Consider the following 25,403-nt stretch of genomic DNA (forward strand, 5'->3'; position numbering starts at 1 on the left):
GCTCATCGTCGTTTCACCGTGGTGCGAGCCTCACTCGAGACGGCGACGACGACCCAGGACGAACGCGGCCGACCCGAGGAGCAGCAGCACGGTCACGAGGCCGAACAGCGCAGCACCCTCGACGCCGGTGTCCGCCAGGGCGGGGGCTGCGGCCCGGACGATGCCGCCGCGCGGCTGGGTGACGGCGTGCACGGCCGAGACCGTGGTCACGGACGTCGTCGGTACACCCGGGGTGACGGGAGTGCCCGGATCACTCGGTCCGGTCGGACCTGTCGGACCGGTCGGACCGGTCGGACCGGTCGGACCTGTCGGACCTGTTGGTCCCGTCGGCCCCGTCGGCCCCGCACCGGGTCCCTCGCTCGTCGCATCGCCGATCACGGAGACGGCGTTGCCGCCGATCGTGATCGGGATGCCGATGCCTGCGAGCAGCTGCGTCCCGCCCAACAGGCTGTCGTCGCCCGAGGTCGTCGGCGCGGCGACGGCGGCGCCTGTGCCCGGCTCGGCCGGGTCGGCCCCGCTGCCGCTGTGATCCGTCGCGGCGTCGCCGAGCACCGAGATGCTGTTGCCGGACACGGTGATCGGGATCGACACGATCGGGGCGATCTGGTTGCCGCCGCCGATGCTGTCGTCGCCGCTGGTCACCGGCGCCTGGGCGGTGCCTATCGGCGCCGCGGGAGCCACCGGTGCTGCCGGCGCCGCCGGTGCTGCCGGCGCAGCACTCGCCGACGTCGCATCGCCCACAACACTCACGGCGTTGCCGCTCAAGTCGATGGGGATGCTGATCGGCAGCTGCACCTGATTGCCTCCCGCGACGCTGTCGTCACCAGAGGTTTCCGCCGGTAGCGCCGGTTCGACCGGTGCCGGAGCGGTGTCCGGCGCAGCAACGGCCTCCGGTGCGGAAGCGGTCGAATCGCCGATGACGCTCAACGCGTTGTCCGTGATCGTGACCGGCACCTGCAGGACGGTGTCGACGAGGTTCCCGCCCAGCAGACTGTCGTCGCCCGAGCTCTCGGCCGCGTTGGCGGCCGTCGCGCCGAGGAGCGTCAACCCCGCGACGAACAGGCCGCAGTACAGCCCTTTTTTGACATACGAATTCATGATGTTCCTACTCCTTGTTGACATGACGTTGTGTGCTCCCGGAAGGGAGACTTCGGTGCGTGTCCGCCGAGATGCAGGCGGAGTTCACCCGTCAGTCAGGAGAGGTGTCTGAATCGAAGGTCGGCGACGACGGCAGTGAGTCGTCGCTCGCGAGGGCTCTGCGGGTCGACGACAGGATGATGCCGTCGAAGTCGTGTGCGGCCTCTGCGGCCTGGGTTCCGCCCGTCACCGCGCCGCCTGGCGCCACTGAAGCACCGGGAACGACGGCGACCTGGCCGGCCGGATCACCGGGGCCGGCCGGTGTGGGCACGGGTTGGGCCGGGGCCGGCGCACTTCCGTCGGCCTGGACAGCCGAACCGGCTGCCGCACCAGACAGGAACGCGTGATACGCGGCATCGAACGCGCTGCGTGCTGCGGAGACCGCGTGGCCGGAAACGATCGCCGTGCCGGCCTGCGCAGCGCCGGGGAGCGGTCCGATCGACGGCTGCACGGGCTGCGTCGACGGTCCACCAGGTCCGGCCGTTCCTCCTGGATCGCCCGGTTGCACCGCCGGCGGTTGCGGCACGGCCGGTGCACCGATGTCGCCGACGCCTCCGACCACATCACCGACGGCCGAAACCGCGCCGGATGCAACCCCCGTGACCGCGCCGGTCAGATCGGCGACCGGTGTCGCGCCGACCGTCTGATCGACCACGTCGCTCACCACGGGGACCTGCGCGACGACCGCATCAACGGCCTGCGCAACCGGTGCCACGACCTCTGACGAGACCGAATCGACGACGGAACCGACCGCATCGACCGGCTGCTGGAGGGCCCCGACGACGCCGGTCACCGCACCGATCAGCGAGGATCCGCCCGCGTCGTGTCCTGGCGCTGCTTCATCGGCAGTTGCACTCGAAGGAGCGGAGAAGAGGGCGATCGCGGCGAGGGCGGACGCAGCGAATCCCGTGAGTGCGAGCGCGCGCCACACGGAGAAGTGTGTGCGTTCGACCGATTCGTTCACTGCAACACCCCCATTCGGGCGACACAGTCGTCACGATACGCCGATCGTCGACGTCCGTAAACCCCCAGTCGCCCGCCCGGACCGGTGCCGTGTGGTGTGCTCGGATCACCAAGAAGACCCCGCCGGAATCGACACGATGGCCGACCCGACGGGGTCTCTCGAAACGCTCGGCGAGCGAGCGGGCGGGCTACTTCTTGTTGCCCTGCGCCGCGACGGCGGCAGCACCGGCGGCAGCGGCCTCCGGGTCGAGGTAGACCGCAGGCCCGATGGGCTTGAAGTCCGCGTCGAGCCGGTAGACGAGCGGGATGCCGGTCGGGATGTTGAGTTCGGCGATGTCCTCGTCCGAGATGCCGTCGAGGTGCTTGACGAGCGCACGGAGCGAGTTGCCGTGAGCGGTGACGAGCACGGTCTTGCCCGCGGCGAGGTCGACGGTGATGTCGGACTCCCAGTACGGCAGCATCCGGTCGATGACGTCCTTGAGGCACTCGGTGCGCGGAAGTTCGCCGTCGATGCCGACGTAGCGGGGGTCGTCTGCCTGCGAGTACTCGTTGTCGTCCTCGATGGCGGGCGGCGGCACGTCGAAGGAACGACGCCAGGTCTGGAACTGCTCCGGGCCGTACTCGGCGAGCGTCTGCGCCTTGTCCTTGCCCTGCAGGGCGCCGTAGTGGCGCTCGTTGAGACGCCAGGTGCGCTTGACCGGGATCCACAGACGGTCCGCGACGTCGAGGGCGAGGTTCGCCGTCTGGATGGCACGCGACAGCACCGAGGTGTACAGGACGTCGGGGGTGATCCCCGATTCTGCGAGCAATTCGCCCGCGCGCTTGGCTTCGGTGACGCCCTGATCGCTCAGGCGGACGTCGACCCAGCCGGTGAAGAGGTTCTTCTGGTTCCAGTCGCTGTTCCCGTGGCGCAGCAGGACGAGGGTGTAGGTCTCAGGCATGCCCCCAGCATACCGATGCGAGAATGGAGCAATGCCAGTCGGGTCCATCACACGCGGAACGACGAACACCAACCGCCTCCGCCGCGTCGACAGGTGGATCGCGCACTCCCCGGTGCTTCGTCGAAGCACCGCACCACTCGTTGTGGACCTCGGATACGGCGCGAGCGGTGTGACCGCGCTCGAACTGCATCAGCGCTTGCGTCGGGTCCGCCCGGACGTGCGTGTGCTCGGCCTCGAGATCGCGCCTGAGCGGGTGCGGAGGGCCGAGGCGCAGCTGGCCAGGGTCCGCGCAGGTGAGACGACGTTCGCACCGGATGCCGACGTGTCGTTCGGGCTCGGCGGCTTCGAGGTGCCGATCGCCGACGGCGGCCGTCCGACGGTCATCCGTGCGTTCAACGTCCTGCGCCAGTACAACGAGGCCGACGTCGCCGACGCCTGGCATCGGATGACCTCACGGCTCGCGCCCGGCGGGATGGTCGTCGAGGGGACGTGCGACGAGATCGGCCGCATCGCGAGCTGGATCGCCGTGACCCCGAATGGACCACAAACGTTCACCATCAGTTTGAGGCTCGCGGAGCTGGACCTCCCGTCGATCGTCGCGGAGCGACTCCCGAAGGCCCTCATCCACCACAACGTGCCCGGCGAACCGGTCCACGCCCTCCTCACGGAGCTCGATCGGCAGTGGCGCACCCATGCGGCGCTGTCGGTCTACAGCCCGGTGCAGCGGTGGCTCGCCGCCGTGGCGTCGTTGCGTGCCGCCGGCTGGCCCGTGCAGGGCGGCCCGGGCAGGTGGCGACTCGGCGAACTGACGCTCCCCTGGTCCGCGGTCGCGCCGCTGCCCTGATCAGACCGATGGGAGCGTCGCCTGCGCAACCCCCCTGATCAGACCGATGGGAGCGTCGCCTGCGCGTCAGGTGTGGACATGCCCGTCGCCGTCAGCAGATCGACGACGTACGGTCGCAGCCCGAGGATGAGGTTCTGTTCCGAGACCGGGGCCGCGTGCAGCGTCGCCGAAGGGTCGAGGTGCTTGGCGATCTCCACGAGCGTCTGACGTGCGACGGGCTGCTGCGCGATGTCGCCGAGCGACTGCCCGAGGATGCCGATCGCCACCGAGATCCTGGCGAGCAGATCCGCGGCCTCAGGCCGGGGCTTGCCGTCGCGCAGCACGTAGTCGATGCGGCGAGCGATCACCCGCAGGTTCCTCGTCGCCAGGTCCGCGCCGGCCAGGATCGTCCGCTGCCGTTCGAGGTCGAAGAGGGATCGGCGCAGGAACGGCGACAGCTTCGCGATGGCGATGCCGGAATCGAGCGTCCCCCGCCAGGCGTCGAGGGCAGGCTGGGTCCCCCGAGCACGTCCGAGCGCCCGATCGGCTTCTTCGACGTCGCCGAGCCGGAGCGCCGCCACGAGCGACGCGAGGGTGGAGACGTGCTCGTCGAGCAGCTTCCGACCGTCTCGCAACGCCGCCCTGCGCGGGTCACGTGGGATGAGCGCTGTCGCGAGCAGCGCGAACACACCGCCGACGAGTCCGTCCAGGGTGCGGACGAACGGGCCGCCATCCGGTACAGGCAGGAGCATCACGAGCGCCGACTGCACGGCCGCGGCGATGGCGAACGATGCCGCCGGCGAGAGGAACCTGGCGACAACCAGCGTCACGAACAACGCCACCCCGAGCTGCCAGACGCCCTGGCCGAACGCGATCAGCAGCACCTCGGCGAGCGCGATGCCGACACTCATCCCGACGGCCGTCTCGAGCACGCGCACCGGCCTGGCATCGCGCACGAAACCGAGACTCGACACGGCGACCGTCACCGAGAGCAGCGGTGCGGCGTGCCCGAGGACGAAGTGGGCGAACGCGTAGGACGCCACCGCCGTGATCGTGACCTGCAGGATGGCCGGAGTGGATTCGAGGACCCGGTTCCAAGCGCGTCCGAGCGCGATCTTCCGGCGGACGGCGACGGCCCAGCGCTTCGTCCGCCTGGCGGAAGCCGCCGCGGCAGATGCCGCGTCGTCCGGTTGCGCGGGCGGCACGGGGACAGACCCGCTCAGCGTCGGACGGCGCCGAGGCGCGGCAGCCGCGGGACGTCGGCGACCGCGCCGGCGTCGCCAGGCACGATGACGTCCTGCGTCGCGGTGACGGTCGTGCCGGCCGCATCGACGTAGAGGGTCGCCGTCTCGTCCGCGGTGCGCTTGACGACGGCGAGCGCGACGGGACCGAGTTCGTGGTGGACGGCGCTCGACGTGACGGTGCCGAGGAGTTTGCGCTCCTCGTCCTCGACCGGAGCACTCAGGTACACCGAGGAACCGGCTTCCGGCAGCACGGAGTCGGAGCCGTCGAGCAGCAAGAGCACCAGACGCCTCGGCGGGTGCCCGAGGTTGTGCACCTTCGCGACGGTCTCCTGCCCGCGGTAGCAGCCCTTGCTGAGGTGGACGGCGCTGCGCAGCCAGTCGAGCTCGTGCGGGATGGTGCGCTCATCGACCTCGGCTGCGAGGCGGGGACGCCAGGCAGCGATGCGCAGAGCCTCGGCCGCGAGGGAACCGGCGGCTGACAGCTCCCCGGCACGGATGCGTGCGACGAACTCAGGGAGCTGGGAGCGCTGGACGATCGTCTCCGACCAGGTCCAGGCAGCGGCCGGATGCTCCGCACGCGCGTACTGGTGACCGCCGACGACCACGCCGGCCCACGAATCGTGCCACACGAGCGGCGAACCGTTCGGCGACGCGGCGGGGAGCGCGAGCGCGGCGAACCCGCCGAGCACCGCATACTCCGAGGTGACATCTGCCACCTCGACGCGCAACATAAACCGCATGCGGTCGAGCCAGGCGCGGATCGGCTCTGCGTCCTCAGCCTCGGTGATGAGCCACAGCGTCGTGCCGTCGTCGAGGAGCTTCGCCTCGTGCTCGATCCGTCCGTTGATGTCGAGGAACAGCGTCTCGGTGGACTCGCCCGGCTGCAGGAACCGGAGCTCCTGGCTCGTGATGGAGTTGAGCCAGGTGAGGCGGTCGGGTCCCGTCACCGTCACAACACCCCGGTTCGACAGGTCGACGACAGCCGTGCCCTGCTCGATGCGGCGCTGCTCGATGTTGGGGCTGCCGTAGTGGGACGGCACGCCGTGGTCGATCGCATCCGGCTGTTCGACGGCTCCCGGCAATCCGAGGAACGGGGAGGAGGTCATGTCAGTCGACTTTCGCGAGGCGCGCGGACGCGTGGGTCCGCAGTTCCTGCCCGAGGGCCGCGATGTCCCACGCCCAGAGCAGATGGTTCTCCACGAGGCCGTACAGTCGCGTCGCTGCGGCGTACTCCTTGGCGCCGGCGGTGCGCACGACGGCGTCCGTGGCGAGGTCGATGCGCGGGCCGTTGATCTGCCCGAGGTAGAGCTCGCTCACGCCGTTGGGGTGCACGATCGACACCTGCAACGGGAACGCGCCCGTAGTGGTGCGGAGTGTCTCGACGGCCTGCGCCGTGCCGAAGGGCCGTGGACCGACACCTGGCAGCATGCCTGGACCCGGGTCGCCCTCGATGAGCGGACGCTCGAGTCGCCAGTACCCGGTCTCGGTGACGAGCGGTTCGAGGATCTCTGCCTCGCCATGCGGGGCGGCTGCATCAGCTGCTGCATCGGCTGCGGCTGCATCGGCGACTGCTCCTGCATCCTCGGTCGCATTCTCTGCTGCCGCAGCGTCGTCGTCGACCTGCTTGGGCTTCTCCGGGAGCAGCCAGGTGTAGGAGTTGTAGTTCAGGTACGGCAGGCCGTCGTGGCTGAAGCTCACACGCTGGCCGAACTCACGGGTGACGGACGACTCACCGACCGTGTAGTCGATGACGCCGGTGCCTTCCCAGACGCCGATGAGCCAGGAGAGCGGAACGAGTTCGCTCGGGAGGCCGGTGGGGATCTCGATCATCGAGGACCCTCGCGACTAGCGCTGACCGCGGTACAGGTTCTTGAGCACGATCACGGAGACGAACGCGATCGAGAGGCTGGCGAGGACGAGCAGTCCGATGAAGAAGAGTTCGAGTGCGAGCAGCATGGGGAAAGTCTACCCCGCGGCCAGGGAGATGAGTCCATAGACGCCGCTCGCGACGGCGAGGATGACCACGGCGCCGAGGACGCTCGTGGACATCCGGTCGACGAATCCGACCTTCTGCCTCGTGAGGAGCTGGGCCGAGAACGCGGCGAGGGTGCACACGCCGAGCGTCACGGCGAGACCGAAGAACGTCTCACCGGCCGAATAGACGAGTCCGGAGGCGATCGCACCGATGACCGCGAGCGCCCACACAGAGACGACGCTGACCCAGCGGAGTCGAGGTGACAGTGCTTGTTCGCTCACCCCACCATTGTCACAGACCGGGGCTGTCTGGGCCACCGGCCGACCGGTGCGCAGCACACGCGGGGCGGAACATGCGCCTAATATGGTTCCAAGCTCAGTCGAGAGGACGCGCGTGGCGCAAATTTTGGTCCTGACCTCCGCGGTTGGCACTGAGGTACTCCCTGCTCTCGGACTGCTCAGCCACCGGACCCGTCAGATCCCAGCGGATCCCGCACAGCTCGCCAACGCGCCCAGCGCGGACCTGCTCATCGTGGACGCCAGGCAGGACCTCGCCGGTGCCAAGTCGCTCTGCAAGATCCTCGGGGCCTCCGGCCTGTCCATGCCGATCCTGCTCATCCTCACCGAGGGCGGGCTCACGGCCGTCAGCGCCGACTGGGGCGTCAACGACGTCATCCTCGACAGCGCGGGGCCGGCAGAGGTCGATGCCCGCATCCGCCTCTCCATCGGACGGGCGACGCAGGAGCAGACCGGCGCGAAGATCCAGGCGTCCGGCGTGGTCATCGACGAGGCCAGCTATTCGGCGAAGGTCCACGGCAAACCGCTCGACCTCACGTTCAAGGAGTTCGAACTCCTGCGGTTCTTCGCAACCCACCCGTCCCGGGTCTTCACCCGCGAACAGTTGCTGAGCGAGGTCTGGGGCTACGACTACTTCGGCGGCACCCGCACGGTCGACGTGCACGTCAGGCGACTGCGGGCCAAGCTCGGCGAACTCGAACAGCTCATCGGCACCGTCCGCAACGTCGGGTACCGCTTCAACGTCTATGAGGACGACCATGCACCGGCTGACACTGCGGGTCACTAGCCTCGACGACCCGCATCAGCGGGCCGGGTTCGATCGGATCGTGCGCGCATCGACCATGATCGACGGGCAGCCGCCGTTCAGCGACCAGTCCCACATCGACGTCGCATCGGGCGCCCGAACCCTCATCTTCGCCGTCGAACCGCAGGATCCGCCGGCGGAACTGAGCGATTTCGCGGTGATCGGCGCGGCCGTCCTCGGCCAGGGCGAGCTGGAGTTCGTCGTGGATCCGGAGTGGCGGGGCAACGGCTACGGCACGAAGGCACTCGGCGGGATTCTCGCCAGCTGCTCGCCGACGGTCAAGGTCTGGGCGCACGGCGACCACCCGGCGTCGCGGAGGCTCGCCGCGGCATTCGGCTTCGAGGCGATCCGGACGCTGCTGCAGTTGCGCATCCCAGGCGGGTCGGCGGCCATCGCATCTCCTCTGGCCTCGGGAGATGCGAACCGGGTGAGAGCCGACATCACGATCCGCCCCTTCCGGCAGGGGACGGACGATGCCGCGTGGATCGCCCTCAACGCGCTCGCCTTCGCCAGCCATCCGGAACAGGGCAGGATGACTCTCGCCGACCTGCGGGCGAGGCAGGCGGAGCCGTGGTTCGACGCGGATGATTTCCTCCTCGCCTGGGACGCCGACGGGCAGCTCATCGGGTCGAACTGGCTGAAGGTCGACGGGTCAGAGGGCGAGATCTACGCGATCGGCGTGCACCCGGATGCGGCGGGACGCGGCATCGGCCGGGCACTCATGGAGGCCGGGCTCCGTCGGCTCGCCGAGCACGATCTGGAGACGATCGCGCTGTACGTCGAGGCGGACAACACGGCCGCCGTCGGCCTGTACCGGTCACTCGGGTTCACGGATCACACGATCGACGTCCAGTACGCGCGACCGAGCCTCCCCGAGCCCGCCTGAGCGATCGCTCCCCGGCTGCTCCTGCTCCTTCCTCCACAGGGCACCGGCAAGGCTCATTTACTCACTGTTCACCCAGGGCGTCGCGCCCGCACTGCCCCGGGTGTCATGATGAAGGCATGCCTGCTGATCCCACCGTGCTCGATGTAGGACTCGACGGAGACGACGAGGACTTCGACCCAGCGTTCGAACGCAACGACCCAGCACTGCCGGAGCATCGGTACCTCGACAGGGAGCTCAGCTGGCTCGCGTTCAACCAGCGGGTGCTCGAACTCGCCGAAGACCCGGTCCTCCCGGTGCTCGAACGCGCGAACTTCCTGGCGATCTTCGCGTCGAACCTCGACGAGTTCTTTATGGTGCGGGTCGCCGGCCTCAAGCGCCGCATCCTCACGGGGCTCGCCGTGCCGACCAACATCGGCCACCCGCCGGCCCAGGTCCTGTCGGACATCTCCGAGAAGGCGCACGTCCTGCAGGCACGCCACGCGCGCGCCTGGCACGACCTCGTCCGTCCGGATCTCGCAGAGCAGGGCGTCACGGTCGTCACCTGGGACACCCTCGACGCGGCCGATCGCGAGTACCTGAGCGACTACTTCAGCAACCAGGTGTTCCCGGTGCTGATGCCGCTCGCGGTGGATCCGGCGCACCCGTTCCCCTACATCTCCGGGCTCTCGCTCAACCTCGCCGTCCGGGTGCGCAACACCAAGACGGGCAAGGAGGAGTTCGCGCGCCTGAAGGTTCCGCAGATGATGCCGCGATTCGTCCGCGTCGGACCGGAGGAGCGCCGCTCGACCAACCCCGACGTCGCAGCACCCTCCGCGCGGTACATCGCGCTGGAAGAGGTCATCGCCAACCACCTCGGGCACCTCTTCCCCGGCATGGAGATCGTCGACCACCACGTGTTCCGCGTCACGCGCAACGAGGACGTCGAGATCGAAGAGGACGAGACCGAGAACCTCATCCAGGCGCTCGAGAAGGAGCTCCTGCGTCGGCGGTTCGGTCCGCCCATCCGCCTCGAGATCACCGATGACATGGACGATGTCACGCTCGGGCTGCTCGTTCGCGAGCTCGACATCACCGAGCAGGAGGTCTACCGACTCCCGGCGCCACTCGACCTCGGCGGGCTGTTCAGCCTCGCCGGCATCGACCGGCCGGAGCTCCAGTACCCCAAGCGCGTGCCGACGACGGCACTGCAGTTCCAGCCGAGCGAGCCCAACGGCAAAGCTGACCTGTTCGCAGCGGTGAGCAAGCAGGACGTGCTCGTGCACCACCCGTACGAGTCGTTCGCAACGAGTGTGCAGGCGTTCCTGGAGCAGGCAGCTGCTGACCCGGACGTCCTCGCCATCAAGCAGACGCTGTACCGCACCTCCGGCGACAGCCCCATCGTCGAGGCCCTCATCGATGCGGCGGAGTCCGGCAAACAGGTTCTCGCCCTCGTCGAGATCAAGGCCCGCTTCGACGAACAGAACAACATCTCCTGGGCCAGGAAGCTCGAGAAGGCCGGCGTGCACGTCGTGTACGGCCTCGTCGGGTTGAAGACCCACTGCAAGCTCGCGCTCGTCATCCGCCAGGAGAAGGGCGTCCTGCGCCACTACAGCCACATCGGCACGGGCAACTACAACCCCAAGACGAGCCGCATCTACGAGGACCTCGGCCTCTTCACCGCCGACGACCAGGTGGGCAAGGACGTCACGAGGCTCTTCAACGAGCTCTCCGGCTACGCGATCGAGAAGAAGTTCAAGCGCCTCCTCGTCGCGCCGCGCCACCTGCGCAAGGGACTGCTCAAGCACATCGAGCAGGAGCGCAACAACGCTGAGGCCGGCCTGCCGAGCGGCATCAGGATCAAGGTCAACTCGATGGTCGACGAAGCGATCATCGACGCGCTCTACCGCGCCAGCCAGGCCGGTGTGCCCGTCGACCTCTGGGTCCGCGGCATCTGCGCGTTGAAGCCGGGCCAGGCCGGCATGAGCGAGACGATCAGGGTGCGGTCCATCCTCGGTCGCTACCTCGAGCACTCGCGCATCTTCTCGTTCCACAACAACGGCGACCCGCACGTGTTCATCGGCAGCGCCGACATGATGCACCGGAACCTCGACCGCAGGGTCGAAGCCCTCGTCCGTCTCACCGATCCGACGCACCTGGCGTCCATCGCGGACCTCTTCGAGCGGGCGCTCGACGAGACGACGTCCTCGTGGTGGCTCGACGCGGACGGTGTGTGGACCCGCCATGCCATCGACGCGAGCGGTTCGCGGCTGTCCGATCTGCAGGATACGCTGATGACCGAAACCGCCGCACGACGCAGACCGAGGATACGCCGATGACCACAGCCGTCTATGCAGCAGGAGCCGTCTGTTGGCGGCTCATCGACGGCAAAGTCTCCATCCTCGTCATCCACCGGACCGTGTACGGCGACGTCACCATCCCCAAGGGGAAGGTCGACCCCGGAGAATCCCTGCCGCAGACCGCCGTGCGCGAGATCAAGGAGGAGACCGGGCTGAGCGTCTTCCTCGGCGCACCGCTCGGCGTCTCCACGTATCCGCTGTCGAGTGGACGCGAGAAGATCGTCCACTACTGGTCCGCCGAGGTGACCGAGCAGGCGGTGCGCGAGAGCACGTTCATCCCCAACGGCGAGGTCGCGGCGCTCGAGTGGGTCAGCATCAAACGCGCCCGCACGCACCTGAGCTACGAACGCGACGTCGAGATCGTCGACGCATTCGCCGCATTGCTCGACGAGGGTGTGACGGAGACGTTCGCGCTCATCGCGTTGCGGCACGGCAAGGCCACGCAGCCGTCCGAGTGGTCGGGGCCCGACGCGACCCGTCCGCTGCTCCCCCGCGGGGTGAAGCAGGCCGCGAGCATCGTGCCGACGCTGCAGGCGTTCGGTCCGCGCAAGATCGTCACGAGCACCGCTGTCCGCTGCGTCAGCACCGTGAGTCCCATCGCCGCGGCGACGGGCATCGACCCCAAGCGCACCGATCTGATCAGTCAGGACGCGTACGAGAGCGGTGAAGCCGACATCCGTCGTATCGTCGGTCGTCGTGTCCGCGCATTGAAGACCGCGATCCTCTGCAGCCACGGCCCCGTCCTGCCGGAGATCCTCCACGAGATCGCGCTCGCAACCGGAACGAGCAAGGGCTCCTACATCGAGAGCGCCGCGTCCCTCGAGACGGGCGCATTCTCGGTCGTGCACCTCTCCCGCACCAACCCGAGTTCTGGCATTATCGCGATCGAGACGCACCTTCCCCGCGCCTGATTGTCGCCATATCCTAGGCAGCACCCCCTGAACGTGGTACACAGGTCTCACTAGCGGCTGATGCTGCGGGACCTCTCCCGTCGACGACCCCCTTCGTGAACGGACGGGGTCTCTTGTGACCGCAACCTCCGCAAGCCGACGCACCGCCGACCCGCACTCGCACCGTCTGCCCGCCACGAGGGCGAGGCTCCCGATCGGAATCGCGATCGGCCTCGGCATCACCGCTGTCCTCGCCACGGGTGGGGCCGCTGGGGCCGCGACCACGATCGACGGACCCGTCGATCTCGGATCCGCTGCCTCGTTCAGCGTCCTCGGCGGCGAATCGGTGACGAACACTGGACCCTCCGTCCTCGCAGGCGACCTCGGCGTCTCCCCCGGGACATCGATCACGGGCTTCCCACCCGGCATCATCGGAGGAACACAGCATCCGACCGATGCCGTCGCAGCCCAAGCGCAGGCGGACGCGCTCGTCGCATACAACACGGCCGGCAGCCTCACCCCGAGCACCTCCGGCCTCGCGGACCTCACCGGTCTCTCGCTCACGCCTGGCGTGTACTCGGGCGGCGCGCTGTCCCTCTCCGGCGACCTCACCCTCGCTGGCACCGCAGAATCCGTCTGGGTGTTCCAGGCCGCGAGCACGCTCACGATCGCCACGGGAGCGCGCATCCTCCTCACCGGCGGCGCGAGCGCGTGCAACGTGTTCTGGCGGGTGCCGAGTTCGGCGACGATCCAAGGCGGCGCGCAATTCGTCGGAACGGTGCTCGCGTCCGAATCCATCACCGCGGTGACCGGTGCGACGATCGAAGGACACCTGCTCGCGAGCAACGCGTCGGTGACGCTCGACACGAACGTCATCACGGCCCCGACCGGGTGCGCGGCGACGCCAGGCACCGTCACGACGAGCCCGGAGGTCCAGGCGTCGATCCCGCCGACAGGCACCGTCGGCACGCCGTACTCGTTCCCGGCCACCGCGACCGGGTCTCCGGCTCCGACGTACACCGTGACGGGGACGCTCCCGGGCGGCCTGCAGATCGACGCCGCGACCGGCGTCATCTCTGGGACGCCGACGACGGTTGGGACATTCACGTTCACCGTGACCGCGAGTAACGGTGCTGCGCCTGACGTCACGACCGAGTACACGATCACCATCGCCGCCGTCGCCGCACAGCCGATCGTGAGTGCCGGAACCCCCGACGCGGCACGGCTCCCGGAGACGGGCTTCGCCGGAGGCGCGCTCCTCTGGGCGTCCGGTGTGCTCGTCCTGCTCGGCGGCGCGTTCGTGGTCTTCCGAGCCGTCTCGCGTCGCCGCGCAGCCGGTCGCGATCGAGCATAACTCCTTCGATTCAGCCCCGCCCCGAAACGGAGCCCCGGAATTCCGGGGCTCCGTTTCTGCGACCGCCCGGATCGAAGGAGTTATGCGCGTGGCCGGTGGGAGGGGATGTACGAGAGACTGGGCCGCGCAGGGGACGAGGACGCACAGGGGACGGGAACGCGCAGAGCAGGGGAACGCACAGGGCGCACGGGCTTGTGCAGGCCCTGGGAACAACACAAGGAGTCAGCGGCCGTTCACCTCCCGTTTACCGATGTGGGGGATTCTCGTAATGCCTCGTGGTTAGCGTCGCTGACGAGCCAGCACCGGCTCGCCCACACCAATGAATGGACACCCTGTGAAGTTCTCACGTTTCGGCCGCGTAGCGGTCGTTGCAGCAGTCGCAGCAATCGCACTCACCTCGTGTGCAGCCAACGAAGGCGGAGCAGCAGCGCCCACCAACACCGCGAGCAGCCTCAAGGGCAGCCTCGCCGGCAGCGGCGCCTCGTCGCAGGGCAGCGCCCAGGAGGCCTGGGTCGCAGCTTTCCAGACGGAAAACCCAGACGTCACGATCAACTACTCGCCTGACGGCTCCGGCGCAGGTCGCAAGGCGTTCATCGCCGGCGGCGTGAACTTCGCAGGCTCCGACTCCGCACTCTCCGACGACGAGCTCAAGAGCACGTTCGCCGCTTGCGCGACCGGCACCGCGGCGATCGACCTCCCGGTCTACATCTCCCCCATCGCCATCATCTTCAAGATCGACGGCGTGAAGGACCTCAACCTCGACGCAGCCACAACCGCGAAGATCTTCGCCGGCCAGATCACCTCGTGGGACGACCCGGCCATCGTCGCTCTCAACCCCGACGCCAAGCTCCCGTCGACCGCCATCACGGCAGTCCACCGCTCGGACGACTCCGGTACGACGAAGAACTTCGCCGACTACCTGAACAAGAACGCTCCCGACGTCTGGACCGCAGCTCCAGCCGACACTTTCCCGTTCCAGACCGGTGAAGGCGCCAAGGGCACGTCCGGCGTCGTCGACACCGTCAAGGGCGGCACCGGCACCATCGGCTACGCCGACGCATCCAAGGCAGGCGACCTCGGCGTCGCGAAGATCAAGGTCGGCGACACCTTCGTCAAGTACAGCCCTGAGGGTGCTGCAGCCGTCGTCGAGTCCTCGCCGCTCGTCGAAGGCCGTGGAGCCAACGACATCGCGATCAAGCTGGACCGTGTCACCACCGACCCGACCCACTACCCGATCGTCCTCGTCAGCTACCTCATCACCTGCGAGCAGTACGCTGACGCGAACATCGGTTCGCTCGTGAAGGCATACGCCGGCTACCTCGCAGGCAAGGACGGCCAGGCCGTCGCCGCGAAGTCCGCAGGCGCAGCGCCGCTCTCGGCAGACCTCTCCAAGAAGGTCGCCGACGCGATCGCGTCGATCAAGTAATTCCCACGGTCGAGCGTGCCGGGCTACAGCAGCCCGGCACGCTCGATCCGCAGCATCTGCAGGACAGCACCACCCAGCACCACAGAGCCACCCAGCAACACCCGAACCGCTCCATCAGCACCACCACCCGACCAGCACCACCACAAGAGAACGGGAACACATGGCTGTCGAGGCCCTCGCTGCGCGACCGAAAGTGAAACAACGGCCGGGTGATCGCGTCTTCTCGACGCTCACGGTCGTGTCCGGGTCACTGATCCTCGTCATTTTGGCGGCAGTGGCGATCTTCCTCATCGTCCAGGCGACGCCGGCGCTCGTCGCCGACTCCAAGACGTTCACCGGCTCACCGACGAGCTTCTGGGCCTACGTCGGCCCCTACGTCTTCGGCACCATCTGGTCGGCCATCCTGGCCCTCGTGATCGCCGTGCCGCTCTCACTCGGCATCGCCCTCTTCATCACGCACTACGCACCACGCAGGCTCGCCCAGGCGCTCGGCTACGTGATCGACCTCCTGGCCGCCGTCCCATCGGTCGTCTACGGCCTCTGGGGCGCACTCGTCCTCGCCCCGTTCGTGCAGCCGTTCTTCGCCTGGCTGAACGAGAACCTCGGCTGGATCCCGCTGTTCGGCGGAACCGTCTCCGGTACGGGCCGCACGATCCTCACCGTCGCACTCGTGCTCGCGGTCATGATCATCCCGATCATCACGGCCATCTCGCGTGAGATCTTCCTCCAGACGCCGAAGCTGCACGAGGAGGCCGCACTGGCGCTCGGTGCGACGCGCTGGGAGATGATCACGATGGCGGTCATCCCGTTCGGCCGCCCAGGCATCATCTCGGCTGCGATGCTCGGCCTCGGTCGTGCGCTCGGCGAGACGATGGCGGTCGCCCTCGTCCTCTCGCCGGCTGCGGTCTACTCGTTCTTCCTGCTCACCTCGAGCAACCCGAACACGATCGCCGCCAACATCGCCCTGAACTTCCCGGAGTCGTTCGGCATCGACGTGAGCAAGCTCATCGCGACCGGCCTGATCCTCTTCATCATCACCTTCGTGGTGAACTTCATCGCCAGACTCATCGTCAACCGTCGTAAAGAATTCTCGGGAGCGAACTGATGACCGCCACGACCAACCGCGCACAGCAGTACGCCAGGCCGATCGGCAACACGCTGACCGCCGGCAAGCTGCCGAAGTTCGCGCCGCTGTCCATCCTCGGTGGCAGCCTCATCGTGAGCGGGCTGATCTTCCTGCTCGTCCAGCAGTCCACGACCGACAAGAGCTACAACGTCACCGGCGCAGTGGTCGTCGGCGCCCTCCTGTACGCGGTCATCACGTACACGGCGTCGCTCCTCATCGAGGGCCGCCGGAAGGCGAAGGACCGCCTGCTGACGACGCTCGTGACCGCTGCCTTCGTGATCGCGCTGCTGCCGCTCGTCTCCGTCGCGATCACGGTCGTCGGCGCAGGCGCGGCCCGGTTCGACATCAACTACTTCAGCCTGTCGATGCGCAACGTCGTCGGTGCGGGCGGTGGAGCGCTCCACGCGATCACCGGCACGCTCCTTATCACCCTGGCGACCTCGATCATCTCGATCCCGATCGGCATCCTCACGGCGATCTACCTCGTCGAGTACGGTCGCGGTTCGCTCGCACGCGGCATCACCTTCCTCGTCGACGTGATGACCGGCATCCCGTCGATCGTCGCCGGCCTCTTCGCCTTCGCGCTCCTCGCCCTGTTCTTCGGACCTGGCGTGCGGCTCGGCATCGGTGGAGCCATCGCGCTCTCCCTGCTGATGATCCCCGTGGTCGTGCGCTCGAGCGAGGAGATGCTGAAGCTGGTCCCGAACGAGCTCCGCGAGGCGGCCTTCGCGCTCGGCGTGCCGAAGTGGCTCGTCGTCCTGAAGGTGGTCCTGCCGACGTCGATCGCCGGCATCATCACCGGTGTGACGCTCGCCATCGCCCGTGTCATCGGCGAGACCGCGCCGCTGCTCATCATCGCCGGGTTCACGCAGAGCATGAACTACAACCTCTTCGACGGCCCCATGATGACGCTCCCCGTGTTCGTGTACACGCAGTACGCGAATCAGGGAACCGATGGCGCCTCCTACGTCGATCGCGCCTGGACCGGCGCGCTCGTCCTCATCCTGATCGTCATGGCGTTGAACCTCATCGCCAGACTCATCGCCAAGATCTTCGCCCCCAAGTTCGGCCGCTAGGCCGCGAGCAGAAGGAACACCGTGTCCAAGAGCATCGAAGTCAACGACCTCAACGTCTACTACAGCAAGTTCCTCGCGGTCGAGGGCGTCTCACTGCAGATCCAGCCGCGTACCGTGACCGCGTTCATCGGGCCGTCGGGGTGTGGCAAGTCCACGTTCCTCCGCACGCTCAACCGCATGCACGAGGTCATCCCGGGAGCGCGTGTCGAGGGCGACGTCCTCATCGACGGCAACAACCTCTACGGCGCGGGCGTCGACCCCGTGCTCGTGCGTCGGCAGGTCGGCATGGTCTTCCAGCGCCCGAACCCGTTCCCGACGATGAGCATCAAGGAGAACGTCCTCGCGGGCGTCAAGCTCAACAACCGGAAGATGTCGAAGTCCGACGGCGATGCGCTCGTCGAGAAGTCGCTCCAGGGTGCGAACCTCTGGAACGAGGTCAAGGACCGCCTTGACAAGCCGGGCTCTGGCCTCTCCGGCGGCCAGCAGCAGCGTCTGTGCATCGCGCGCGCCATCGCGGTGTCCCCCGACGTCCTCCTGATGGACGAGCCGTGCTCCGCGCTCGACCCGATCTCGACCCTCGCGATCGAGGACCTCATCGGCGAGCTGAAGAACGACTACACGATCGTGATCGTGACGCACAACATGCAGCAGGCGTCGCGCGTCTCCGACCGCACCGCGTTCTTCAACATCGCGGGCACCGGCAAGCCGGGCAAGCTCATCGAGTACGACGACACCACAACGATCTTCTCCAACCCGTCCGTGCAGGCGACCGAGGACTACGTCTCCGGACGCTTCGGATAAACCGTCAGCTGCAACGCGCAGAACCCCCTTCCGGTGCGCCGGGAGGGGGTTCTGTGTTTGGTGCGCTTCGACAAGCTCAGCGACCGGGACCAGCGACCGGAACCGGAGGTCCGGTTGTAAAGGATTCTTGACTTCATGTCAGATTCGCTTTACCTTGGGGATGTCAACAATACCCGACATTGGAGTGGACATGACTGCAGAAGAACGACGCGCGTGGATCATGGGGATCCTCGCCGCAGTCGGCTACGGCATCTATCTGGCGATCGTCATCTCCGTTGCCGGCCGGGGCGAGCTGACCGAGGTCGACTACGTCCCTGTGCTCCTCTGGACCGTCGGGGCGTCGATCGCCGCCTCGATCGTACTCAGCATCGTCGCATCGATCGCCTCCCGCAGCGCCGGCGACAGGGACGCGGACGCCAAGGACCATCGCGACGCCGAGCTGTACCGCAGAGGACAGTACGTCGGGCTGTGGTTCGTCGCGGCCGGCGCGATCCTCGCCCTCGTGATCGCGATGGCCGATGGGCAGGCCTTCTGGATCGCCAACACGATCTACCTCGCGTTCACACTGTCCGCGGTCGCGACCTCCGTCGTCCGCGTCGTCGGATACCGCAGGGGGTTCTCCGCATGGTGAAGCCGACGAGCATCACGAACTCCATCCGCGCTCTGCGCTTCGCCAACGGCGAGATGACGCAGGCCGAGCTCGCGGCACGCATCGGCGTGACCAGGCAGACGGTCATCGCCATCGAGCAGGGCAGGTACTCCCCCTCGCTCGAAACGGCCTTCCAGATCGCCCAGGCGCTCGGTGTGCCGCTCGATGACGTGTTCCAGTACCCGGGGAGCACAACCCCATGAGCGCATCACGAGCGGGGCATCAGCGGATGGAGGCCGTTGTGCAGGAGGGCTACGGCGAGTCCGACGTCCTCGAACTGCGCGAGATCGACATCCCATCGATCGGCCGGGGCGAGGTGCTCGTCGAGGTCCGCGCGACCGCCGTCGACAACGGGGTCTGGCATCTGATGACGGGTGTGCCGTACGCGACGAGGATCTTCGGGTTCGGACTCCGCGCACCGAAGCAGCCCATCCGCGGTCTCGATCTCGCGGGCGTCGTCGTCGCCCTCGGCGCAGACGTCTCCGGGTTCGACGTCGGCGACGAGGTGTTCGGCACCGGCACCGGGACGTTCGCCGAGTACGCGGTGAGCCGTCCGGAGCTGCTCGCGCCGAAGCCGTCCGGGGTGACCTTCGAACAGGCAGCCGCCACGCCGAACTCAGCGTTCACAGCCCTCCAGGCGCTCCGGGACGCCGGCCGGCTCGTAACCGGCCAGCGGGTGCTCGTGATCGGTGCGAACGGCGGGGTCGGTTCGTTCGCCGTGCAGATCGCCGTCGCACTCGGCGCAGTGGTGACCGGCGTCTGCCGCGGCACGAACACCGCCATGGTCCGGTCCCTCGGCGCGAGCGACGTCATCGACTACGAAATCGACGACTGCACGGACGGGACGCGCACCTGGGATCTCATCCTGGACACCGGCGGCAACCGACCGGTCGACGCGTTGCGCCGAGCCCTCACTCCGACGGGCACACTCGTGATCGTCGGCTCCGAGACGGATGGCCGCTGGCTCGGCGGCACCGGCCGGCAGATGTCCGCGCAGGCGCTCTCGCCGCTCATCCGCCAGAACCTCGTCGGGGTGATGGCGAAGCCGAATCGTCACGACCTGTCGGTCATCGGCGCGCTGCTCGCGTCGGGTGAGGTCGTCCCACAGCTCGGCGACGTCTTCCCGCTCGCCGAGGCGGCCGCAGCGGTCGATCGGGTTCGCGCCGGAGACGCACGGGGCAAGGTCATCCTGGTCCCGTGACGCCGGAGCGTCTCGCAGCGCACGGGACGCACCGGCGCGTCAGGCGGGCGATCAGGCGGTCTTGACGATGACGACCGGGTCGGTCGTCGGCTGCTTGGAGCCGCCCTGCGGCTCGACCGTCACGCCGACGGTGTCGCCGGCGCTCATCGAGCCTTCAAGGACCCGCCAGCTCGTTCCGGAACCGGTGGTGAAGGTTCCGGCTGAGACGGCGCCCTTCCCGTTGATGTACCAGAGCTCGTAGACCTTGTCGGCCGGCAGAGCGCCGAGGCCGTCCACGAGCAGAGCCGACTTGCCGAGCTCACCGGACCAGACGAGGGTTGCGGCACCGCCGTCGACCTTGACCCTTGCGCGCTGGACGTCGGGTGCGCCGTTGATCTGGGCGAGCGCAACGGTCTGCGTGATCGATCCGCCGCCGAGGACGTGGGCGAGGCCCGCGCCGCCGAAGACGAGTGCGATGGCGGCGGCAGCACCGACGACGGCCGTGATGGCGCCGCGGGCCCAACGCGAGCTGGCCTTGCGGGCAGCCGGGCCGGGCGATTCCGCCTGCGCTGCAGCAGCAGCCGACGCGGCCTTCGTCGTCGGAGCGGGCGCTGGAACGGCAGTCGGGGCCGCTACCGGAGGTTTGGTGAGCGGCTGGGACGACGCCGCAGGCTCAGGAGCGGTCGAAGTCGGTGCCGTCTCGTCGGCGGCGGCCGAAGCAGCCGGAGCAGCGACCGGCGCCAGCTGCGGCAGGTTCTGGATGGACGCCATGATCGACGCCTTGAGCCCAGCGGAGGGCTGGACGGGTGGAGCGGCGAGGTCGAGCATCGCAACAGTCTCCTCGAACTCGGCAGCCTCAGCCCGGACGGACTCGTCCGCGGCCTTCACACGGTCGTACTGTTCCTGCTCGGCAGGAGTCAGGGTGTGCAACGCGTCTCCGGCTGCCAGCAGTTCTGCATCATTCCGGTCGGTCATGTCCTCACCCCCAGTTCGTCACGCAATCGAATCATTCCGTCCCGGAGCCGTGTCTTCACGGTCCCGATGGGCACATCCAGCAGCGTCGATATCTCGCTGTGGCTGTAGCCGCCGTAGTACGCGAGTGAAACGGCTTCCCGTTGCAGCTCGCTGAGCCTGGTGAACGCGCGCTTCACGCGTTCGTGTTCGATCCGGATCTCGGCCGTCTCCTGTACGGAGTCGAAGCCGGGGTCGAAGTCCCTGATCCCGATCTTGAGGTCGCGGTCACGGCCGGCTTGCGATGCTCGCACCCGGTCGATCGCGCGTCGGTGGGCCATGGTGAGCACCCACGTCGTCGCAGTTCCCTTTCCCGGTTCGAACCGGGTGGCGTTCTGCCAGACCTCGAGGAACACTTCTTGTGTGACCTCCTCGGACTGGGCATGGTCGACCAGCACGCGCTTCACGAGTCCGAGGACGCGCGGAGCGATGTGGTCGTAGAGTTCGCCGAATGCGGCTTGGTCTCCCTGGGCGACACGGGCGAGCAATCCGTCGAGGATCGTCGCCAATGACACCTGGGGCGCATCGGCTTCCGGTCCAGTAGTCACGAGTCTTAGCTTCTCACGCTCCTGGACCATGTGCACGACGCCACCACGGTGCGTGGTGCCCGGGTGCAGTTCGGCGGTCATATCAACAGTTCGGTGCGGAGACGAAATCCGATTGGCTGGGATTGCCGCATTCAGCGAGATCACAGCGAACGGTGGCTGATGGCATGGAAAAGCCGGGCCGCAAAACGCCTCTCGGCGCGAGGCCGCTCAGAGCGGCGAATATTGGAGCCCGGGGTTATGCGGCCCGGCTGAAAGAGTGTAGCAATGATCGAGGGGAGAATATTCCCAGCAGATGTCCAAGGTGCACGGTCTCACCCGACACGCCCGGAGGATCGCAGTTCAGTCGAGCGACTCGCTCCGCCAGAGCTTCGCGCAACTGCCGAGTTCTTCGGCGATCGTGCTGAACCGGGCCGCCTTCGTGGTGAGCTGGGTCGCCTTGGCCGGGTCGACGACGTCGCGATCATCGGCGACGCTCGCACAACCGGCGGCGGTGACCCGGCAGAACGAGGCGGCGCGTTCGAGCGCGATCGCGAAGTCGCCGACGTACAGGCCTCGGAGGATCTGGTCCGCCAGGGCGATGATCTCCTCCGGCCCCGTCGGCATGGAGGCGCCGGCCACGATGGGGTCGATCGTCGCGATGACGTCGGCACCGCGTTGGAAGTAGTAGCTCGTGCCCTCCGGATCCTGGCGGATGAGGAGTCGGAGCAGGTAGATGCGCCACATCGCGCCGGGAAGGCTGCGCGGTGAGGCGTGGGACCAGAGTTCGGCGATCGCGTCGATGCCGTGCTCGTCCGTGTAGGACACGAGGCGGTCGATGACCTCCGGGTCCGGGTCGTTCCGGACGCGCGCGAGCAGCGCGACGGCCGTCTCGTGGGCGACGCGGCTCTGCACGGCGGGGTCGATGCCGCCCTGGTACGCGTCGAACATCCGAGGTGGGAGTTTCGTGGGGCGGTGGAAGTCTTCTGCCATCAGCATGGTCCTCTCCGTGAGCGGTGGTGGAGGGTGTCGCTCACGCCTGTCGCGGTGCCTGTCGCGGTGCGATTCCGGTGCGTGTCCGGTGCGCCCGTACAACGGTAGTCGCCTTCTCGGCCAGCGAGTCCCCTTGGCGCTGTGAATCCGTTCGTGCTGCGGATCCGTTCGTGCTGCCGATCCCTTCGTGCCGCGGATCGTGTGGTGCTGTGGACCTGCGGGCAATGCGCCTTGCCCATCAGTTGTCGGTCGCATCGCGGGCGGTCCGGAGAGACAATGGGTCGGTGTCCGATGAATCATTCGAGGCTGCCGGAGAACACGGGCAGCACCTCACGATCGATGGCGAGCCGACGACGGCGCACATCGACCGCGCGTATCTCGCCGACCACCGCTTCGCGGACGGGCTCGGGCTGCCACCGTCCTACCGCCGTTTTGTGGAGCAGGCCGGCTGGGGCCGCCTGTTCGGACTGTGGCTCGTGTATCCGCCAGTCCTGGACGGATTCGCGGACGGCCTCCAGGGGCGTGCCGCGCGGCTGACCAAGAACTTCCAAGCCGCGTACGCCTCGGGGCGGGAAGACGGGTTCGACTGGATCGTCGAGCCGGACGGTTCGTGGGATCTGGTCGGCGGCCTGGCGGTGTTCGCGATGAGCGAGAACGGCGATCACCTGCTGTGGGACACGGATCATCGTGACCCCGATGGCGAATTCCCGGTGTTCTCGTCGGTGCGATTCGGGTCGCTCACGCGGCTGGGAGCATCGTTCGACGCTGTGCTTCCTCGCCTGCGTGCGGATGCCGGTGAGTTCGCGACGGCTGCGCCGGCCGACGTCGTGCCACTCGATGCGGTGGAGTTGCAGGGCGGGAGTCGCCGCTCGTTCGCGAACTCGCGAGACGCGTGTCGTGTGGGTTCCGGAACATGTTCGGGAAACGTGATCGCCCCGGCGCGCCGACGCAAAAAGCGTCCCGTCCGGGGCTTACACATGCAATCATATCAGAGTGCCACTCGCCCAGAGTGGACGCTCATTGCACGCCCTCTGCGTGCGACGAGCGTCCGCGCTCGCCGAATGGAAACAGATGAAGCCGCTGGACCTCGCGTCACTCTCCGCCCTGCACACCATCATCGGACCGGATCGACTGGCACCGTACATCGCAGCTTGCGGAGCCGACCAGACTCGGGCCATGCGCCTGTACACCTGGAACATCGAGGCAAGTAGCGCCGTGCTCGGAGCGTTCGCAGCACTCGAAGTAGGAGTACGGAACGCCATGCATACCTGCCTCGCTCGCCATTTCGGGCAGGAAGACTGGTGGGAGGTCGCGACGTTGAGCACGAACGATCGCGCTCAGATCGAGGATGCGATACACCACCTCGATCGAAAGCGTGGACGAGACAGGTGGCGGCCCGGCCACATCGTTGCGGAACTCAAGGTGTCATTCTGGGAGGCGCTCCTCGCGAATCGCTATCACGCGGCGCTCTGGACGCCCAGGAAGGCGCGGAGAGCTTCGGGCGCATCTTGAGCGACTCCGGATGCTCCGGAATCGAGCTGCGCACCATGAACCCATTCACGCTCGAGACCTCGCCGTTGACCATCGCTACATGTGCATTGTTGCGGGGTCGGTGTCTGCGGACCTCCGAATGTGGGTCGCAACCCACTCTCGACTGCCGATGATCGTCGCCGCCCGCTCGGACACGATCCACGGGACCCGCCGAACACGATTCTGACGACGGTGCAGTCTTCGGCCGCTCGATGCGGTGGAGTTGTAGGACGGGAGTCGCCTGGCAGCGGGTCAGCTGTTGGCGATCGCCAGGATGATCCACACCGGCGCCCACAGGCCGACAGTCAGGATCGTCAAGACCAGGTGCAGTGCGTGATTGACACCGCGCTTCTGCTGGACGATGACGGTCTGCGCGTACGGCGGCTGCTGAGCGACGTACTGCACGGGGTAGACCTGCGCGGGAGGCGCCTGCACGGCGAACTGCTGTGCTGGCGGGGTCTGAGGCGCGACATGCTGGGTCCATTGGCGTCCATCCCACCAACGCTGCACGCCTGCCGCCTGGTCACGGTACCAACCCGGCGCGATTGCCGCGTCCGACGGCGACTGCAGGTGCAGGTGGTGCGGCTGCTGGGACTGCGCCGAGGGCTGTAGCTGCGAGGCGAGGGGCGCTGTTCCGCCCGTCGGGACGACTGCGTTCGGGTTGTTGTCGCTCACGGAACTCCTTGTGCTCTTCGGGTCCGCTCACCATATCGACGCCGGCACGGCGACGTCAGCCCCCGAATCGGGGTGATCGACTCAGTTGCGATTCAGTGCACTGCAGTGCGGGAAGCGGACCGTCGTCAACTCGTTGCCGAGAGCGGCGCGCGGGCGTACATTCACCGCATGACCCGCATCGACGACCAAGGGCGTCCCGAACCCCCATTCGCTGCCGACGAGATCAGCACGCTGCTGGGCTTCCTCGACTACCAGCGGGCGACGCTCCGCTGGAAGACGTCCGGTCTCACGTCCGAGCAGCTGGGAGCGACGGTCGCGGCATCGCAGATCACGCTCGGCGGGTTGCTGAAGCATCTCGCGTTCGTCGAGGACCTGTGGTTCTCCAGGTGGCTGCACGGCCACGAGCGGGGAGCGCCGTGGGACACCGCCGATTGGGATGCGGATCCGGATTGGGACTGGCATTCCGCAGCCCTGGACATGCCAGAGGCGCTGGTGACGCTGTGGACCGCCTCCGTCGACCGATCACGCGCGCTCACCGAGCAGACGCTGGCGGACGACGGACTCGACCGATTGTCGAAACGGACCTGGCCTGACGGCGACGCCCCGAGCCTGCGTTGGATCCTGGTGCACATGATCGAGGAGTACGCGCGGCACAACGGGCACGCCGATCTCATCCGCGAATCGATCGACGGGACCGTCGGCGAGTAGGGCGGTGACGTCATCTTCGCAGCACATGACGCGCAGCGGATGCCTGGCGCACTA

General features: G+C 67.7%; 26 protein-coding genes. 15 read left to right on the forward strand and 11 right to left on the reverse strand.

Features of this window, described 5'->3' with window-relative positions:
• Window positions 1–30: 30 nt before the first annotated feature.
• The 3 genes from ACL9RL_RS09525 to ACL9RL_RS09535 all read right to left on the reverse strand — a co-directional run bounded on the left by ACL9RL_RS09525 (window position 31) and on the right by ACL9RL_RS09535 (window position 3,041).
• Window positions 31–1,098, reverse strand: coding sequence for a chaplin family protein (locus ACL9RL_RS09525; protein WP_422780003.1), 1,068 nt, complete (start codon window positions 1,096–1,098; stop codon window positions 31–33).
• A 91-nt stretch (window positions 1,099–1,189) separates the two neighbouring features.
• Window positions 1,190–2,101 (reverse strand): hypothetical protein, encoded by a 912-nt coding sequence (locus ACL9RL_RS09530; RefSeq protein WP_422780004.1) that lies wholly within the window; start codon window positions 2,099–2,101, stop codon window positions 1,190–1,192.
• A 187-nt stretch (window positions 2,102–2,288) separates the two neighbouring features.
• Entirely contained in the window at window positions 2,289–3,041 is a 753-nt protein-coding gene (locus ACL9RL_RS09535) for a phosphoglyceromutase (protein WP_422780005.1), read from the reverse strand.
• A gap of 31 nt (window positions 3,042–3,072) precedes the next feature.
• Here ACL9RL_RS09535 and ACL9RL_RS09540 point away from each other — a divergent pair, with 31 nt between their 5' ends.
• Window positions 3,073–3,885 carry a class I SAM-dependent methyltransferase gene (locus ACL9RL_RS09540; RefSeq protein ID WP_422780006.1) on the forward strand — a complete coding sequence of 271 codons (813 nt, stop codon included), beginning with the start codon at window positions 3,073–3,075 and terminating at the stop codon, window positions 3,883–3,885.
• Window positions 3,886–3,923: 38 nt separating this feature from the next.
• Here the strand turns inward: ACL9RL_RS09540 and ACL9RL_RS09545 are convergent, their stop codons facing one another.
• The 4 genes from ACL9RL_RS09545 to ACL9RL_RS09560 form a co-directional block, all read right to left on the reverse strand.
• Complete coding sequence (locus ACL9RL_RS09545; protein WP_422780007.1) at window positions 3,924–5,069, reverse strand: FUSC family protein; 1,146 nt, start codon at window positions 5,067–5,069, stop codon at window positions 3,924–3,926.
• 14 nt (window positions 5,070–5,083) lie between these two features.
• The gene (locus ACL9RL_RS09550) at window positions 5,084–6,214 is read right to left on the reverse strand and encodes a YgfZ/GcvT domain-containing protein (protein WP_422780008.1); all 1,131 of its coding nucleotides are present in this window, start codon (window positions 6,212–6,214) and stop codon (window positions 5,084–5,086) included.
• Between the two features lies 1 nt (window position 6,215).
• Complete coding sequence (locus ACL9RL_RS09555; protein WP_422780009.1) at window positions 6,216–6,938, reverse strand: FABP family protein; 723 nt, start codon at window positions 6,936–6,938, stop codon at window positions 6,216–6,218.
• A 135-nt stretch (window positions 6,939–7,073) separates the two neighbouring features.
• The gene (locus ACL9RL_RS09560; protein ID WP_422780010.1) at window positions 7,074–7,364 is read right to left on the reverse strand and encodes a hypothetical protein; all 291 of its coding nucleotides are present in this window, start codon (window positions 7,362–7,364) and stop codon (window positions 7,074–7,076) included.
• Window positions 7,365–7,476: 112 nt separating this feature from the next.
• On the opposite strand from ACL9RL_RS09560, the gene ACL9RL_RS09565 reads away from it, so the two are divergent.
• The 12 genes from ACL9RL_RS09565 to ACL9RL_RS09620 all read left to right on the forward strand — a co-directional run bounded on the left by ACL9RL_RS09565 (window position 7,477) and on the right by ACL9RL_RS09620 (window position 19,929).
• Complete coding sequence (locus tag ACL9RL_RS09565) at window positions 7,477–8,166, forward strand: response regulator transcription factor (protein WP_422780011.1); 690 nt, start codon at window positions 7,477–7,479, stop codon at window positions 8,164–8,166.
• Window positions 8,138–9,070 carry a mycothiol synthase gene (gene mshD, locus ACL9RL_RS09570; RefSeq protein ID WP_422780012.1) on the forward strand — a complete coding sequence of 311 codons (933 nt, stop codon included), beginning with the start codon at window positions 8,138–8,140 and terminating at the stop codon, window positions 9,068–9,070. Before ACL9RL_RS09565 ends, mshD begins: the two co-directional genes overlap by 29 nt.
• Window positions 9,071–9,186: 116 nt before the next feature.
• Window positions 9,187–11,385, forward strand: coding sequence for an RNA degradosome polyphosphate kinase (locus tag ACL9RL_RS09575; RefSeq protein ID WP_422780013.1), 2,199 nt, complete (start codon window positions 9,187–9,189; stop codon window positions 11,383–11,385).
• Window positions 11,382–12,317: an NUDIX hydrolase gene (locus tag ACL9RL_RS09580; protein WP_422780014.1), complete on the forward strand. Its 936-nt coding sequence runs from the start codon at window positions 11,382–11,384 to the stop codon at window positions 12,315–12,317. The genes ACL9RL_RS09575 and ACL9RL_RS09580 overlap by 4 nt, the downstream gene beginning before the upstream one ends.
• A gap of 115 nt (window positions 12,318–12,432) precedes the next feature.
• Complete coding sequence (locus ACL9RL_RS09585; RefSeq protein WP_422780015.1) at window positions 12,433–13,650, forward strand: ice-binding family protein; 1,218 nt, start codon at window positions 12,433–12,435, stop codon at window positions 13,648–13,650.
• A 334-nt stretch (window positions 13,651–13,984) separates the two neighbouring features.
• Window positions 13,985–15,076 (forward strand): phosphate ABC transporter substrate-binding protein PstS, encoded by a 1,092-nt coding sequence (pstS, locus tag ACL9RL_RS09590; RefSeq protein ID WP_422780016.1) that lies wholly within the window; start codon window positions 13,985–13,987, stop codon window positions 15,074–15,076.
• Between the two features lie 160 nt (window positions 15,077–15,236).
• Complete coding sequence (gene pstC, locus ACL9RL_RS09595) at window positions 15,237–16,181, forward strand: phosphate ABC transporter permease subunit PstC (protein ID WP_422780017.1); 945 nt, start codon at window positions 15,237–15,239, stop codon at window positions 16,179–16,181.
• Window positions 16,181–17,278, forward strand: a complete 1,098-nt coding sequence (pstA, locus tag ACL9RL_RS09600; RefSeq protein WP_422780018.1) for a phosphate ABC transporter permease PstA — start codon at window positions 16,181–16,183, stop codon at window positions 17,276–17,278. Before pstC ends, pstA begins: the two co-directional genes overlap by 1 nt.
• A 21-nt stretch (window positions 17,279–17,299) precedes the next feature.
• Window positions 17,300–18,079, forward strand: a complete 780-nt coding sequence (gene pstB / locus ACL9RL_RS09605; RefSeq protein WP_422780019.1) for a phosphate ABC transporter ATP-binding protein PstB — start codon at window positions 17,300–17,302, stop codon at window positions 18,077–18,079.
• A gap of 190 nt (window positions 18,080–18,269) precedes the next feature.
• A complete protein-coding gene (locus tag ACL9RL_RS09610; RefSeq protein ID WP_422780020.1) occupies window positions 18,270–18,710 on the forward strand; it encodes a hypothetical protein in 441 nt (146 codons plus the stop codon).
• Complete coding sequence (locus ACL9RL_RS09615; RefSeq protein WP_422780021.1) at window positions 18,704–18,931, forward strand: helix-turn-helix transcriptional regulator; 228 nt, start codon at window positions 18,704–18,706, stop codon at window positions 18,929–18,931. Before ACL9RL_RS09610 ends, ACL9RL_RS09615 begins: the two co-directional genes overlap by 7 nt.
• A complete protein-coding gene (locus tag ACL9RL_RS09620) occupies window positions 18,928–19,929 on the forward strand; it encodes an NAD(P)-dependent alcohol dehydrogenase (RefSeq protein WP_422780022.1) in 1,002 nt (333 codons plus the stop codon). Before ACL9RL_RS09615 ends, ACL9RL_RS09620 begins: the two co-directional genes overlap by 4 nt.
• 51 nt (window positions 19,930–19,980) lie before the next feature.
• Here the strand turns inward: ACL9RL_RS09620 and ACL9RL_RS09625 are convergent, their stop codons facing one another.
• The 3 genes from ACL9RL_RS09625 to ACL9RL_RS09635 form a co-directional block, all read right to left on the reverse strand.
• Window positions 19,981–20,883, reverse strand: coding sequence for an anti-sigma factor (locus tag ACL9RL_RS09625; protein WP_422780023.1), 903 nt, complete (start codon window positions 20,881–20,883; stop codon window positions 19,981–19,983).
• Window positions 20,880–21,497, reverse strand: a complete 618-nt coding sequence (locus ACL9RL_RS09630; protein ID WP_422780141.1) for a sigma-70 family RNA polymerase sigma factor — start codon at window positions 21,495–21,497, stop codon at window positions 20,880–20,882. The genes ACL9RL_RS09625 and ACL9RL_RS09630 overlap by 4 nt, the downstream gene beginning before the upstream one ends.
• 309 nt (window positions 21,498–21,806) lie before the next feature.
• Window positions 21,807–22,436 (reverse strand): DNA-directed RNA polymerase subunit beta, encoded by a 630-nt coding sequence (locus ACL9RL_RS09635; protein ID WP_422780142.1) that lies wholly within the window; start codon window positions 22,434–22,436, stop codon window positions 21,807–21,809.
• 284 nt (window positions 22,437–22,720) lie between these two features.
• On the opposite strand from ACL9RL_RS09635, the gene ACL9RL_RS09640 reads away from it, so the two are divergent.
• Entirely contained in the window at window positions 22,721–23,647 is a 927-nt protein-coding gene (locus ACL9RL_RS09640; RefSeq protein WP_422780024.1) for an SMI1/KNR4 family protein, read from the forward strand.
• 571 nt (window positions 23,648–24,218) lie between these two features.
• Here ACL9RL_RS09640 and ACL9RL_RS09645 read toward each other — a convergent pair.
• Complete coding sequence (locus ACL9RL_RS09645; protein ID WP_422780025.1) at window positions 24,219–24,641, reverse strand: DUF2510 domain-containing protein; 423 nt, start codon at window positions 24,639–24,641, stop codon at window positions 24,219–24,221.
• Between the two features lie 168 nt (window positions 24,642–24,809).
• On the opposite strand from ACL9RL_RS09645, the gene ACL9RL_RS09650 reads away from it, so the two are divergent.
• Entirely contained in the window at window positions 24,810–25,349 is a 540-nt protein-coding gene (locus ACL9RL_RS09650) for a DinB family protein (protein WP_422780026.1), read from the forward strand.
• Window positions 25,350–25,403: the final 54 nt, after the last annotated feature.

The sequence above is a fragment of the Plantibacter sp. Mn2098 genome (genome assembly GCF_049319745.1).
Taxonomy (GTDB): Bacteria; Actinomycetota; Actinomycetes; order Actinomycetales; family Microbacteriaceae; genus Plantibacter.

What these genes read in the sequence shown, in the direction of transcription:
- ACL9RL_RS09525 (WP_422780003.1), bottom strand. Translation starts at nt 1,098, where the DNA reads ATGAATTCGTATGTCAAAAAAGGGCTGTACTGCGGCCTGTTCGTCGCG.
- ACL9RL_RS09535 (WP_422780005.1), bottom strand. Translation starts at nt 3,041, where the DNA reads ATGCCTGAGACCTACACCCTCGTCCTGCTGCGCCACGGGAACAGCGAC.
- ACL9RL_RS09540 (WP_422780006.1), top strand. Translation starts at nt 3,073, where the DNA reads ATGCCAGTCGGGTCCATCACACGCGGAACGACGAACACCAACCGCCTC.
- ACL9RL_RS09550 (WP_422780008.1), bottom strand. Translation starts at nt 6,214, where the DNA reads ATGACCTCCTCCCCGTTCCTCGGATTGCCGGGAGCCGTCGAACAGCCG.
- ACL9RL_RS09555 (WP_422780009.1), bottom strand. Translation starts at nt 6,938, where the DNA reads ATGATCGAGATCCCCACCGGCCTCCCGAGCGAACTCGTTCCGCTCTCC.
- mshD (WP_422780012.1), top strand. Translation starts at nt 8,138, where the DNA reads ATGCACCGGCTGACACTGCGGGTCACTAGCCTCGACGACCCGCATCAG.
- ACL9RL_RS09575 (WP_422780013.1), top strand. Translation starts at nt 9,187, where the DNA reads ATGCCTGCTGATCCCACCGTGCTCGATGTAGGACTCGACGGAGACGAC.
- ACL9RL_RS09580 (WP_422780014.1), top strand. Translation starts at nt 11,382, where the DNA reads ATGACCACAGCCGTCTATGCAGCAGGAGCCGTCTGTTGGCGGCTCATC.
- pstC (WP_422780017.1), top strand. Translation starts at nt 15,237, where the DNA reads ATGGCTGTCGAGGCCCTCGCTGCGCGACCGAAAGTGAAACAACGGCCG.
- pstA (WP_422780018.1), top strand. Translation starts at nt 16,181, where the DNA reads ATGACCGCCACGACCAACCGCGCACAGCAGTACGCCAGGCCGATCGGC.
- ACL9RL_RS09610 (WP_422780020.1), top strand. Translation starts at nt 18,270, where the DNA reads ATGACTGCAGAAGAACGACGCGCGTGGATCATGGGGATCCTCGCCGCA.
- ACL9RL_RS09615 (WP_422780021.1), top strand. Translation starts at nt 18,704, where the DNA reads ATGGTGAAGCCGACGAGCATCACGAACTCCATCCGCGCTCTGCGCTTC.
- ACL9RL_RS09620 (WP_422780022.1), top strand. Translation starts at nt 18,928, where the DNA reads ATGAGCGCATCACGAGCGGGGCATCAGCGGATGGAGGCCGTTGTGCAG.
- ACL9RL_RS09625 (WP_422780023.1), bottom strand. Translation starts at nt 20,883, where the DNA reads ATGACCGACCGGAATGATGCAGAACTGCTGGCAGCCGGAGACGCGTTG.
- ACL9RL_RS09630 (WP_422780141.1), bottom strand. Translation starts at nt 21,497, where the DNA reads ATGGTCCAGGAGCGTGAGAAGCTAAGACTCGTGACTACTGGACCGGAA.
- ACL9RL_RS09635 (WP_422780142.1), bottom strand. Translation starts at nt 22,436, where the DNA reads ATGGCAGAAGACTTCCACCGCCCCACGAAACTCCCACCTCGGATGTTC.
- ACL9RL_RS09650 (WP_422780026.1), top strand. Translation starts at nt 24,810, where the DNA reads ATGACCCGCATCGACGACCAAGGGCGTCCCGAACCCCCATTCGCTGCC.